The sequence below is a fragment of the Stenotrophomonas sp. 63632_Sma genome (assembly GCF_056482875.1).
On record NZ_CM151220.1, the window covers coordinates 4350213 to 4363176 of the forward strand.

Annotated in this window: 12 protein-coding genes; 4 read left to right on the forward strand and 8 right to left on the reverse strand. The window is 66.7% G+C overall.

The genetic code is table 11. The features are described from left to right. Nucleotides 1-303 precede the first annotated feature (303 nt). Together ACZK45_RS20205 and ACZK45_RS20210 are read right to left on the reverse strand one after the other, a co-directional pair. A complete protein-coding gene (locus ACZK45_RS20205) occupies nt 304-1269 on the reverse strand; it encodes a sodium:calcium antiporter (protein ID WP_132810918.1) in 966 nt (321 codons plus the stop codon). A gap of 73 nt (nt 1270-1342) precedes the next feature. Then, nucleotides 1343-1996, reverse strand: a complete 654-nt coding sequence (locus ACZK45_RS20210) for a hypothetical protein (RefSeq protein ID WP_478445146.1) — start codon at nt 1994-1996, stop codon at nt 1343-1345. Nucleotides 1997-2121: 125 nt separating this feature from the next. Here ACZK45_RS20210 and ACZK45_RS20215 point away from each other — a divergent pair, with 125 nt between their 5' ends. Next, a complete protein-coding gene (locus ACZK45_RS20215; RefSeq protein WP_049422941.1) occupies nt 2122-2655 on the forward strand; it encodes a hypothetical protein in 534 nt (177 codons plus the stop codon). A gap of 81 nt (nt 2656-2736) precedes the next feature. Here ACZK45_RS20215 and hmgA read toward each other — a convergent pair whose 3' ends face one another. Both hmgA and hppD read right to left on the reverse strand, forming a co-directional pair. Further along, nucleotides 2737-4044: a homogentisate 1,2-dioxygenase gene (hmgA, locus tag ACZK45_RS20220; RefSeq protein WP_180838407.1), complete on the reverse strand. Its 1308-nt coding sequence runs from the start codon at nt 4042-4044 to the stop codon at nt 2737-2739. A gap of 85 nt (nt 4045-4129) precedes the next feature. Beyond that, nucleotides 4130-5242 (reverse strand): 4-hydroxyphenylpyruvate dioxygenase, encoded by a 1113-nt coding sequence (gene hppD / locus ACZK45_RS20225; protein WP_176433087.1) that lies wholly within the window; start codon nt 5240-5242, stop codon nt 4130-4132. A gap of 66 nt (nt 5243-5308) precedes the next feature. On the opposite strand from hppD, the gene ACZK45_RS20230 reads away from it, so the two are divergent. Beyond that, nucleotides 5309-5866, forward strand: a complete 558-nt coding sequence (locus tag ACZK45_RS20230; protein ID WP_005411341.1) for a MarR family winged helix-turn-helix transcriptional regulator — start codon at nt 5309-5311, stop codon at nt 5864-5866. An 82-nt stretch (nt 5867-5948) separates the two neighbouring features. Here ACZK45_RS20230 and ACZK45_RS20235 read toward each other — a convergent pair whose 3' ends face one another. From ACZK45_RS20235 to ACZK45_RS20250, 4 genes are all read right to left on the reverse strand, one after another. Further along, the gene (locus ACZK45_RS20235) at nt 5949-7088 is read right to left on the reverse strand and encodes a hypothetical protein (RefSeq protein WP_478445147.1); all 1140 of its coding nucleotides are present in this window, start codon (nt 7086-7088) and stop codon (nt 5949-5951) included. 215 nt (nt 7089-7303) lie between these two features. Then, on the reverse strand, nt 7304-7909 hold the full coding sequence (locus ACZK45_RS20240) for a thioredoxin family protein (protein WP_125894233.1): 606 nt from the start codon (nt 7907-7909) through the stop codon (nt 7304-7306). Between the two features lie 19 nt (nt 7910-7928). After that, nucleotides 7929-9428, reverse strand: coding sequence for a peptide MFS transporter (locus tag ACZK45_RS20245; RefSeq protein ID WP_478445148.1), 1500 nt, complete (start codon nt 9426-9428; stop codon nt 7929-7931). A 181-nt stretch (nt 9429-9609) separates the two neighbouring features. After that, complete coding sequence (locus tag ACZK45_RS20250; RefSeq protein ID WP_121504224.1) at nt 9610-10485, reverse strand: tryptophan 2,3-dioxygenase; 876 nt, start codon at nt 10483-10485, stop codon at nt 9610-9612. A gap of 335 nt (nt 10486-10820) precedes the next feature. Between ACZK45_RS20250 and pdhA the strand changes: the two genes are divergently transcribed. Both pdhA and ACZK45_RS20260 read left to right on the forward strand, forming a co-directional pair. Next, entirely contained in the window at nt 10821-11903 is a 1083-nt protein-coding gene (gene pdhA, locus ACZK45_RS20255) for a pyruvate dehydrogenase (acetyl-transferring) E1 component subunit alpha (protein WP_032127144.1), read from the forward strand. Continuing rightward, nucleotides 11896-12963, forward strand: coding sequence for an alpha-ketoacid dehydrogenase subunit beta (locus ACZK45_RS20260; protein ID WP_019338598.1), 1068 nt, complete (start codon nt 11896-11898; stop codon nt 12961-12963). Before pdhA ends, ACZK45_RS20260 begins: the two co-directional genes overlap by 8 nt. Nucleotide 12964: the final 1 nt, after the last annotated feature.

Genomic DNA, 12964 nt, shown 5'->3' on the forward strand with positions numbered 1-12964 from the left:
AATGCCGGGTAGAGGCCGACCTTGGTCGGCGCTCTGTTTCCCCGAGTGCCAACCGAGGTTGGCAGCTACCGCATCATCGGTGGGTGGACCGGTGGGTGCCGACCTTGGTCGGCACGGAGCCAACCGCATCCACGCGTGGCGTGGATCTACCGACCACAATGCCCGGTAGAGGCCGACCTTGGTCGGCGCTCTGTTTCCCCGAGTGCCAACCGAGGTTGGCAGCTACCGCATCATCGGCGAGGTGACCGGTAGGTGCCGACCTTGGTCGGCACGGAACCAACCGCATCCACGCGTGGCGTGGATCTACAACGCCGGGGCACCCACCAGCAGCAGCTCCAGCACGAACCAGCCCGCGAACGCGACCAGCAGGATCGCGCCTTCGCCGCGGCTGATCTTCAGGTCGCCGCGCAGCATGGGGTACAGCACCAGTGCGAAGGCCAGCAGCGCCGGCAATTCCAGGCGCACGAACGAGGCCGGCAGGGCCAGCGGCTGCAGTACGGCCATCGCACCAATCACCAGCAACAGGTTGACCACGCTGGAACCCAGCACGTGGCCCAGCACCATGTCGCCATGACCACGGCGTGCGGCAGCAATCGCGGTTGCCACCTCCGGCAGCGCGGTACCGATCGCGACCGGCAGCAGACCGACCAGTAGCGGCGTCCAACCCAGTGCAGTACCGAAGTCCGCTGCGGCCCCCACCACCAGGCGTGCGCCCCAGTACAGGGCCAGCGCGGCGATCAGCACCCGCAGTACATTCAACGGCAGGCTGGTGCGGCTCAGTGCGGATTCGGCGATGGCCGCCTGCACCTCCGCGCTCTCGACGCGACCGCGGCGCAGCAGCAGCACCTGCACCACGATGAAGCCGGCCAGCAGCACGCCGCCCTCCCAGCGTGCCAGGCCACCATCAAGACCGAACAGGATCAGCAGCACGCCGGCCGCCAGCAGCGACCACCACAGCACCGTCTGCAGGCGCGCGCGCAGCAGCAGTGGCGCAGCCATGGCCGCCACGGCCAGGGTCAGGCCCAGGTTGACGATGCTGCTGCCCACCGCGTTGCCCAGCGCCAGCTCCGGCTGACCGACCGCCAGCGCGCGCGCGTTGACCGCCAGTTCCGGCAGCGAAGTGGTCACGCCGAGCAGCAACAGACCAGCCGTGAACGGACTGGCCCCGAAGCGTTGCGCCAAGCCGGACACGGCCTTGACGATGGAGTCCCCGCCCAGCGCCAGCAGCAGCAGGCCGAGCAGGAACCAGGCAATGGCAATGGCGATCATCGAGCACTCCCCCTGCGGTCGTGGCGCGATTCTACGCTGGCCCCGCGCGCATGGCTGGGCCGTGGATCAAGGATCAGCCACAACCTTCCACATAATCGACCTGCGGGGTCTGCCCGACCCGCCACGCGCCGACCCGGCCGTCCGCACCGAGCGCGAAGTCGATCACCGACCCACCCTCCTGCGCCGGACGCACGCGCAGGTGCTGGGCCTTCTCGTCGTACTTGTCGGGGCCGACGTCACCGCGCTCGGGGTACAGCACCTGCAGCTCGCCCAAGGTCATGCCGACCTTGCCGCCGCCCGGTGCGATGATGGCGGCGCTGCGCACGTCGTAGCGCACCAGCTTGCGGCCTTCGATCATCAGGCGCGGGTCTTCGGCATTCTGCGGTCGCAGGAAATAGCAGCCATCGTTGCTGTCGTCGACCGGCAGCGGTTTGCCACTGGCATCGGTGCCCAGCCCCTGCAACGGCGCGCCGAAGCCACTGCGGACCTCAGCGATGCCGGCACCCAGCTTCGCGCCGGCGTAGCCCTCCAGGTGCGCGGGACTGTCCTCGCGGCGGTCATTGGCTGGACGGGCTGCCAGATCAGGATCCGTCGACTGCACGGGCCCGGTCGCCGCAGCGGTTTCGGCCGGGGTATCGCTGCCACTGCCGGCCGCCCCCTGTTTGTCCTGGCCGCCGCAGGCGGTGAGCGAAAGCAGCAACAGACCAGCAATCGGAAGGTGCTTCATCGGTGCGGTTCCCTGGCACGAAGGTGGCTGCACGCTAGCCCATCCTGTGTGCAGGCGCTGCATTGTCATCGCGGCTTCATCGCCTTCGTTCAGGCTCGGCGAGCACCGACCTGGCCGTCCCTTCCATGCAACCGCGCAAGACCGATCTCGCCCGAACCGCGCTGCAGGCCCACCGCGCGCCGCTGGACATGCGCCAGCGACGGCTGCTGATCCTGTGCGACGGCCAGCGCACCATTGCCGACCTGACCGGCCTGCTCGGCCAGGACGCACCTGCGATGGTCATCCAGCTTGTGCAGGCGGGGTACCTGAGCACTGGCGTCCCAGCACCGTCGCCCGCAACCGCGGTAGCGCCGGTGCCCACACCGCCGGCAGCCGCACCTGCAGCACTTGCTGCACCCGCGGTCGAACGCCGCCGCTCGCTGGTGGCCGCGCGCATCTATGTGCTGGGCATCCTGGAGATGCAGCGCCACCCGCAGGCGGCAGCACTGTTCCGCGACCTGCAGCAGGCGCGTGCGGAAGACGAGGTGCTGCAGCGGCTGCAGTCGGCGATGCAGATGCTGCCCGGGCTGACCTCGGACGGCTATTGCCAGCGCGTACGCCAGCGCCTGCTGGAAGCGCTGCCGCTGGAGCATTGCGACGCGTTCGCGGAGGTGGCGTAGGCGCAGGTTTCGGCGGAGAGCATCCACGCATGGCGTGGATGCGATCAGCATCCGTGCCGACCAAGGTCGGCACCCACCAAGCTAGCGGGACGACCGGAAGTTGTTGCGCAGGCCGTTCCAGCACTGCTGGTAATCGCCCTGGCGATGGCCGGCGGCCAGCGCCTGTGCTGTCGGGCGGATCACTGCGCGGGTCTCGAACATGAAAGCCATCGTGTCCTTGATCACATCGGCCTTGGACAGGTCCGCATTGGAGGCCTTGTCGAAGGTCGGCGCATCCGGACCGTGGCCGCTCATGCAGTTGTGCAGCGACGCGCCGCCGGGCACGAAGCCTTCGGCCTTGGCGTCGTAGGCGCCATGCACCAGGCCCATGAACTCGCTGGCGATGTTGCGGTGGAACCACGGCGGGCGGAACGTATTCTGCGCCACCAGCCAGCGTGGCGGGAAGATCGCGAAGTCCATGTTGCTGGTGCCGGGCGTGTCGCTGGGCGAATGCAGCACCAGGAAGATTGACGGATCCGGGTGGTCGTAGCTGATCGAACCGATGGTGTTGAAGCGGCGCAGGTCGTAGCGGTACGGCGCGTAATTGCCATGCCAGGCCACCACGTCCAGCGGCGAATGGTCGATCGGCGCACGCCACAGGCGGCCCTCGAACTTGGCGATCAGTTCGAAATCACCGTCGACATCCTCGAACGCCGCGTGCGGGGTTTCGAAGTCGCGCGGGTTGGCCAGGCCGTTGGACCCGATCGGACCGAGGTCCGGCAGTTTCAGCAGCGCGCCGTAGTTCTCGCAGATGTAGCCACGGCTCGGGCCATCGGGCAGTTCGACGCGGAAGCGCACGCCACGCGGAATCACCGCGATCTGCTGCGGCTCGATCTCGATCACGCCCAGCTCGGTCAGCAGGCGCAGCGCGCCCAGCTGCGGCACGATCAGCAGTTCACCATCGGCATCGTAGAAGTAGCGGCCGACCATGTCGCGGTTGGCGGCATAGAGGTGGATGCCCACGCCGGCATGCGCGTCGGGCGAGCCGTTGCCACCCATCGTGTACAGGCCTTCGACAAAGTCGGTCGGCAATTCCGGCAGCGGCAGCGGGCTCCAGCGCAGCTGGTTCGGCGAGGCCGGCTGTGCGCCGAAATCACACTGCAACCGCGACTGCGCGAACGGGGTGAACTCGCCATGGGTCACCGCCGGGCGGATCCGGTACAGCCAGCTGCGGCGGTTGCTGCCGCGCGGCGCGGTGAAGGCGGTGCCGGTCAGCTGTTCGGCGTACAGGCCGTGGGCCACCTTCTGTGGCGAGTTCTGCCCGACCGGCAGCGCGCCGGCGACGGCCTCGGTGGCGAATTCGTTGCCGAAACCGGACTGGTAGCCGCGGGCGGAGATGGCGGTGGACATGGAAACTCCAGAGATTGCCGGCCAGCGGCCGGCACTACCATTTGGACAGGCAATGTCGGCGGGAGGCCAACATTGCCTGCAGACCTTACAGCACGCCGCGGCGGATCTGGTCGCGCTCGATGCTCTCGAACAGCGCGGTGAAGTTGCCTTCGCCGAAGCCTTCGTTGCCCTTGCGCTGGATGATCTCGAAGAAGATCGGGCCGATGCAGTTCTGGGTGAAGATCTGCAGCAGCTTGCGCTGGTGGGTTTCCGGATCGGCATCGATCAGGATTTTGTTCTTGGCCAGGCGCGCCACGTCTTCACCGTGGTTCGGCACGCGCTGGTCGATCACGTCGAAGTAGGTCTCCGGCGTGTCGAGGAAGTCCACGCCCTGCGCGCGCATCGCTTCGACGGTCTCGTAGATGTTCTCGGTGAAGCAGGCGATGTGCTGGATGCCCTCGCCCTTGTACGCGTCCAGGTACTCGTTGATCTGGCTCTTCGGGTCGGACGATTCATTCAGCGGAATGCGCACGATGCCGTCCGGCGCGGTCATCGCCTTGGACACCAGGCCGGTCTTCAGGCCCTTGATGTCGAAGTAGCGGATCTCGCGGAAGTTGAACAGGCGTTCGTAGTAGTCCGACCACTGCTGCATGTTGCCGAAGTACAGGTTGTGGGTCAGGTGGTCGATGAAGGTCAGGCCGAAGCCCACCGGGTGCAGGTCGGCACCGGCAATCGGCTCGTAATCGCCATCGAAGATGCTGCCGGCGCTGCCATAGCGATCGACCAGGTACAGCATGCAGTCGCCGATGCCCTTGATGACCGGCGCGCTGACCGCCTTGCTGTCCGGCTTGAAGGCGATGGCTTCGGCGCCGTTGCCCAGCGCGGTCTGGTAGACCTCCTGGCCCGGCTTCTTGAAGCGGATGGCGAAGCCGCAGGCGCACGGGCCGTGCTTTTCGGCGAAGTCCGAGGCGAACGAATCCGGGTCTTCATTGACCAGGAAGTTGACGTCGCCCTGGCGATAGACGGTAATCGGACGCTGCTTGTGCTTGAGCACCGCGCTGAAGCCCATCTTCCGGAAGTACTCGTGCAGCTCCTGGCCACGGCCGGCCGGGGCGGCGAATTCGACGAACTCGAAGCCGTCGATGCCCATCGGGTTCTCGAAGGTGGTGACCTGCATGCCGGGGTTGGGGTGCGAGGCGGTCGGGACTGCGGTATTCATGGCGTGGCTCCGAATCGGTACCGCATCGGTACAAACCAGGTGCGGGCAGGTAGGGACCCGGCGAGAATGCAGGGTCTGGACCTACCCCTTATAGTTACACTTGAAACCACCAGCAAGGTGCACCGCAACATGAGCCCCGCCGATCCCGTTTCGACCCGCCTGCGTTCCTCGCACGTCCTGCTCGACCTGGAACAGTTCCTGCCGTACCGGCTGAGCGTGCTGTCCAACCGGGTCAGCGGCAACATCGCCAAGCTATACGGCGATCGTTACGGTCTGGCGATTCCCGAGTGGCGGGTGATCACCATCCTGGCGCTGTACCCGGGCTCCTCGGCCAGCGAGGTCTCCGACCGCACGGCAATGGACAAGGTGGCGGTCAGCCGCGCCGTGGCCCGCCTGCTGGAGCGCGGCTTCATCAAGCGCGAGACCCACGGCGACGACCGCCGCCGCTCGGTGCTGGCGCTGTCGGCAGCCGGTTTCGAGGTGTACGAGACCATCGCGCCGATGGTGATCGAGATCACCCGCAAACTGATGTCGGTGCTGAGCGAAGAGGAAGAGCAGGTGCTGGAAAAACTGATCCTCCGCCTGGCCGGCGAAGGCCTGGAGCGGATGGGCGAAGGGGTCTGAAAGAAAAAAGGGGACGGAGGGGATTAAGCCGCAATCGGCACATATGTGCGTGATACGACTTAATCCCCTCCGTCCCCTTTTTTCAGCTCAGATGCTTGCGCCGCGCATGGATCCACGGCACCGCCAGCGCAGCGATGGCACCGCCGGCGAAGCCCAGCGATGCGGCAACCGTGGCCGCTTCAACCGCGCCCGGCAGCGCCAGCGCGGCAGCCACCAGCAGCAGCGACGGCAGGCCGACGAAGGTGCCCAGGAAGAAGTGCCAACGCGGTGACCAGGTGTTGAGCTGCAGCAGGCTGACCGGCTGCCAGGCGTCGGATGCGGCATCTTCAGCGATCTTCGCCAAGACCTTGCCCAGGTCCACTTCCGGCAGCGCGCGCCCCTGCCGTGCGGTCGCCAGCAGTTCGGCCACCGCCTCCACCGGCGGGAAACTGGACGGCCACGCGACCGGTGCCGGCACGCCGTAGGCGGTCAGCAGCGGCACGCTCAGCCACGGCGCCACCAGCGGGCGCATGCGGCGGCGGCCATGCACGCACCAGATCTGCGGCTGGCCGTGCGCGGTGACGCTGTACAGCGCCAGTTCGTTGGCCGGTGGATAGCCGCGCATGGTCACCCGCGCGGCCAGGCTGTCCTGGCCCATCGCGCGCAGGAAGCCAGGACGGCTGCGCCCTTCCTGCATCCACGCCAGACCGAGTGCACCCACCAGATAGGCCTCGGCCACGTCCTTGCTGCCGACGGTAGCGCGTTCGTCACTGGCCAGGTACCAGGCCAGCGATTTCGGTTCGGCGACATCCTCCAAGCCCCAGCGGCTGTCGTCTCCCAGCACGTGGCGCACCGGCAGGCGCGCGGGCGCGGTTTCGCCACGTTCGCCGGGTTGCAGGAACGGCAGCACGCCCTGGATGAACGTGGACAGTTCGATCGCACGCACGCCTTGGCCCTGCCATTCCGGCGGCAGCAGCCCGGCCAGCTGGCCGTCGGCGGCCAATGCATCGAGCCGTGATTTCTGCTCGACCAGTTTCTGCACCGCCCCCTTCAGCACCACGTTGTCGGGCAGCGCGATCTGCGGCAGGCGGTGACGCGGCGGTGCCAGTTCAACGGTGTCCTCGCCGGTACCGGCGTCATCCAGCAACGCCTCCTGCGGCGGCAGGGTCACGCCCTCGCCTGCCCCAGCCTCGGCCAGGTCGCTGGCAGGTTCGGGCAGTCGTTCGGCGTGGTCGCTGTGCATGGGCGTTCCGGAAGGTTGCATCGACGGGATGTCGACTGAGGTCCTTGCCGGTAACGGCGTACGTGCGATGAAGTTGAGACGCCGTTTCAGAGAGTGTGACGGCGCGCGCAATCGACCCACGTCACGCGTGGATGTGCCTCAGTGCCGACCAACGGTCGGCACCCAACGGGGGTGGCGGTCAGCGGTCGGCATCCACCGAAGCGGCCGGCACTACCCTATTCCGGTTTGTCAGGTGCCCACTGCTTGAGGAACGCGGTCACGCGCGCGGGCTGGAAGGCTTCGCCCTTGCGCAGCTCGCCGGTCGCCTGCGACACCAGCAGTCCGCCATCGGCATCGAGTACCAGCAGGTACGGGTAGTCGCGTTCCATCATCGGGAACTGGGCGAAGAAAGCGGTGTTGGGCTGTTCGTCGCTGGCGTTGACCTTCACCCACACGTAGTGGGCATCGCGGAAGCGGCGCAGGTCGCCGTTGCCTTCCACCACCTCGTCCAGCGCCCGGCAGCGCTCGCAGGCGGCGTTGCCGACCTCGAGCAGGATGCGCTTCTTGCCGCGCTGGGCTTCCACCTTGGCGGTGGCCAGGTCGTCGGCGGGGTTGCGGGCCGGGTCGAACTGCGCGCCGAGCCCTGCGATGGCGGCGATGTCCGCCGCCACCGGGGTGTTGCCCGAGGCCACCGGTTCGCTGGGGTCAGCGACCGGTGGCTCGGTGGGTCGGGTATCCAGAGGCTGCGTAGGCTCGGCGGCGGCAGGCGGTTGCGGTTGGGAACAGGCGCCGATCAGCGCCACACAGACCACCACCACTGCACCACCGAGCTTGCTGCGCATGCCTACTACCCTCTCATCATCATTTGACGCCGTGCATCAGCTTGTTGATCAGCGGGGCGACCAGGAACAGCACCACGCCGGAGCCGATCAGGGCCCAGAACCCGAAGGTATACCCCTTCAGGGCCGACTCGACCGTCATGCCGCCTTCACCACTGACCACGCCAGCGAAGATGCCCGACAGGTTGTTGCCGATGCCGGTGGACAGGAACCAGCCACCCATGCCGAAGCCGACCAGGCGCACCGGGGCCAGCTTGGTCACCATCGACAGGCCGATCGGCGACAGGCACAGCTCACCCACCGACTGGATGACGTAGACCATGAACAGGGTCCAGAACGGGATCTTGCCGTCCACGACCATCTGCGACAGCGCGTACATCAGCAGGGCGAAGGCGGCGCCGTTGAACAGCAGGCCGAGGCCGAACTTGCGCGGAATGGACGGGTTGGCGCGGCCCAGGGCCACCCAGATCCAGGCGATGATCGGCGCCAGGGTGATGATGGCCACCGAGTTGACCGACTGGAACCACGCGGTCGGGAAGGTCCAGTCACCCATCTGGCGGTTGACGATGTTCTCGGCCAGGAAGGTGAACGAGCTGCCGGCCTGCTCGAAGAACATCCAGAACATCACGTTGAAGGCGAAGATGATCAGCATCGCGATCACGCGGTCGCGCTGCACCTTGCCTTCGCGGATGCCCTCGACCAGCAGCAGGATGGCCAGCGCGGTGAACATCGCGCCCAGGATCCAGGCCAGTGCGGTGGCGCCGGTGGCCAGCAGGAAGTAGGCGACCGGGATGGCGACCACGGCACCGGCCAGCACCATGATGATGCGGCCGAAGCCTTCAGCGCCGGCCGGCGGTGCACCGATGCCCTTCAGGCCGGCACGACCGATGTAGAACCACACCAGCGAAATCAGCATGCCCACGCCCGAGGCGATGAACACGACCTTGTAGGACGGCATCGCGTCGGTACCGAAGACCTTGCGGGCCAGGTACTCGGTCAGCACCGGGGCGATCATCGCGCCGATGTTGATGCCCATGTAGAAGATGGTGAAGCCCGAATCACGGCGCTCGTCCTTCAGGCCATACAGCTTGCCGACCATGGTCGAGATGTTGGGCTTGAACAGGCCGTTGCCGACGATGATCGTGGCCAGGCCGAGCTTGAAGATGTGCTCCTGCGGCAGCGAGATCATGAACAGGCCGGCGGCCATGATGATCGCGCCGGTCAGGATCGATCGCTGGTAACCCAGTACCCGGTCGGCCACGTAGCCACCGAAGATCGCTGCGGCATACACCAGGGCCAGGTAGGCGCCGTAGATGCGGCTGGCGTCGCCTTCGCCGGCAGCGCTGCCGTTGTAGAACTGGGCGACGATGTACAGCACCAAGGCCCAGCGGATGCCGTAGAACGCAAAGCGCTCCCAGAACTCGGTCATGAACAGCATCCACAACGGGCGCGGGTGGCCCAGCGTGGTCTTGAAGTCCGGCAGCGCCGGATCTGGGGTGTTCGCAGTGGCGTTTACGCTCATGCGGATTTCCTGGTTCGGTGGATGACGAGCACGTCCGATGTGCAGTTGGAGCAACGCGCGAGGATCACCGACTTCTGGCGTTCACGTCAAATACACGCCGTTTGAGGCAGGTGCCAGCCTGCTCCCTGAACTTGCATCTGAAACGATCCAGCCGCCGGCCGGGATCCAAGCTGAATACGGATCAGCCCTGTTCTGCCGGGGGCCCGGCCTGCAGGCTGGTCCGCACCTGGAACAGTTCGGGGAAGAAGGTCAGTTCCAGCGCCTTGGCCAGGAAGCCCACGCCGGACGAGCCGCCCGTGCCGCGCTTGAAGCCGATCACCCGCATCACGGTGCGCATGTGTCGGAATCGCCACAGCTGGAAGGCGGTCTCCAGGTCCACCAGGTCCTCGCACAGCGAGTACTCGCGCCAGTAGCGGTCGGTGTCCTGGTAGATGCGTTCGAAGACCGGCTGCAGTGCGTCATCGGCCACATGCGGCTGGGTCCAGTCGTGGGCCTCGTACACCGCCGGGACGGCATGGCCGAAGCGGGCCAGGTATTTCAGGAATTCCTCGTACAGGCTGGGCGCCTCCAGCACGGTGCGCAGCTGCGCCTGCCCGGCCGCATCGTGCTCGAACACCTGCAGCATCTGTGCGTTCTTGTTGCCCAGCAGGAACTCGATGTAGCGGTACTGCAGCGACTGGAAGCCCGACGACGGGCCCAGCACGTCGCGGAAGCCCATGTACTCGGACGGGGTCAGCGTTTCCAGTACCGACCACTGCTCGGTCAGCTGGCGCAGCACCTGCTTGCTGCGCGCCAGCACCTTGCGGCACTGCCAGACTTCATCACGCTGCAGGAAGCCGATTGCGGCACGCAGTTCGTGGCCAAGCAGCTTCAGCCACAGCTCCGAGGTCTGGTGCTGGATGATGAAGAGCATCTCGTCATGGTGCGGCGGGTTGGACAACGGCTGCTGCGCGCTGAGCAGCTGGTCCAGCCGCAGGTAGCCGCCATAGGTCAGCCGCCCCTGCAGGTCGGTGTGGATGCCGGCTTCGAGATCGCGTTGGTTGTTGTCGACGGACATGGGCGGGACCAGATCGGGGGCGGCAAGGGTAGCGCGTTGCCGCCGCGCTGGCAGCCGCCGGGTCCATACCCGGGCGTGCGGAAGGCCGTGGAGCATCGCCCGATGCCGGGCCTGCGCGTGGAACCGATCAGGCCGTTGCGCGGGCAGTCAGCCAGAGGCATATTCTGATGCTTTGCAGCAACGACTGAATACGTTGTTGTTATTGGCCCCCCACCCGCCGGCAGGGGTAAAACGGGGTGTCGCCGTGTTGCGCCGCAGGAAGGCTATTCCGTACGCGTTCCTTAACATGGCGATTCATATCATTTGTAACTTCTCTGTCGAAGGTGCAGTACGCAATGACGGTTGCCGCTGAATTCAAGATCGAATACCTGCAGTACCTGGACACGGACGGCAAGCTCGTCCGCGATGACCTGCCCGCGTCGCTGCGCGACCCCAAGGTCCTGGTACCGCTGTTCAAGCAGATGCTGTTCGTACGTACGTTCGACAGCAAATCCATCGCGCTGCAGCGCACCGGCAAGCTCGGCACCTACGCCGCCTGCCTGGGCCATGAAGCCGCGCACGTGGGCATCGGCGCTGCGATGCAGAAGGACGACGTGTTCGCACCTTCGTACCGCGAGTATGGCGCGATGTTCATGCGTGGCGTGCGCCCGCACGACGTGCTGATGTACTGGGGCGGCGACGAACGCGGCAACGATTACGGCGGCAACGCGGCCAAGGACTTCCCGTTCTGCGTGCCGATTTCCACCCAGTGCCTGCACGCCGCAGGCGCTGCGCTGAAGTTCAAGCTCAACAAGGAAGCGCAGATCGCGGTGGCCGTGTGTGGCGACGGCGGCAGCTCCAAGACCGACTTCTACGCGGCACTGAATTCGGCCGGCGCCTACAAGCTGCCGCTGATCCTGTGCATCGTCAACAACGGCTGGGCCATCTCGGTTCCGCGTTCGGCCCAGACCGGTGCCGAAACGCTGGCGCAGAAGGGCCTGGCCGGCGGCCTGCACTGCCTGCAGGTGGACGGCAACGACCTGATCGCAGTGCTGGCGGCGATGGAGCAGGCGCGCGAACGTGCGCTGGCCGGCAACGGTGGCACCGTGCTGGAACTGATGACCTACCGCCTGTCCGACCACACCACCGCCGATGACGCGCGCCGCTACCGCGACGACGCCGAAGTGAAGGATGCCTGGCAGCGCGAGCCGATGCTGCGCCTGCGCAAGTACCTGATCAACGCCGGTGTGTGGAGCGAAGAAGAGGAAACTGCTTGGGTCGCCGAATGCGGCACCCGCGTGGACGAGGAAGTGAACCTGTACCTCAACACGCCGGTGCAGCCGGTCGAGGCGATGTTCGACTTCCTGTATGCCGATCCGCCGCCGGACCTGCTGGCTCAGCGTGCCCAGGCGATCGCCCTGGAGAAGCGCCATGGATGAGATCAAGAACGGCGCGCCCGGCGCGCACACCAACGCCGCCGACAGCGCCGCCGTCGCGCGCGGAGAAGAGAGCATGACCACCACCCCCATCACCCTGATCGAAGCCATCACCCAGGCACTGGCCTGGGAGCTGGAGCACGACCCGTCGGTGCTGGTGCTGGGCGAGGACGTGGGCGTCAACGGCGGCGTGTTCCGCGCCACCGCCGGCCTGCAGCAGCGCTTCGGCTCCGAACGCATCCTCGACACCCCGCTGGATGAAACCACCATCGCCGGCCTGACCATCGGCCTGGCCGCGCAGGGCATGAAGCCGGTGGCCGAGGCCCAGTTCGACGGTTTCATGTACCCGATGGTCGACCATATCGTCTGCCACGCCGCACGCCTGCGTTACCGCACGCGTGGCCGCCTGCACTGCCCGATGGTGCTGCGCGTGCCGTGGGGCGGTGGCATCCGCGCGCCGGAACACCACAGCGAAGCCAACGAGGCGATCTTCACCAACGTGCCGGGCCTGCGCGTGGTGCTGCCGTCGTCGCCGCAGCGTGCCTACGGCCTGCTGCTGGCCGCGATCCGCGAGCCGGATCCGGTGATCTACATGGAGCCCAAGCGCATCTACCGCCAGTACAAGGAAGTGGTCGTCAACGACGGCGAAGCCTTGCCGCTGGACGTCTGCTTCGTGCTGCGCGATGGCACCGACGTGACCCTGGTGACCTGGGGCGCGCAGGTGAAGGAAGCGCTGGAAGCGGCCGACAAGCTGGCCGGTGAAGGCATCAGTGCCGAAGTCATCGACGTGGCCACGCTGCGTCCGCTGGACTTCGCCACCATCGCCGAATCGGTGGCCAAGACCGGCCGCTGCGTGATCGTGCAGGAGGCCCCGAAGACCGCGGGCTTCGGCGCCGAGATCGCTGCGCGCCTGGCCGAGGAATCGATCTACGACCTGCTGGCCCCGGTCGAGCGCGTTACTGGCTACGACACCCACATTCCGCTGTTCCGCCTGGAAATGAAGTACCTGCCGAGCGTTGAGCGGATCGTGGCTGCGGCCAAGCGCGCGGTGGCGGCCGGCTGAC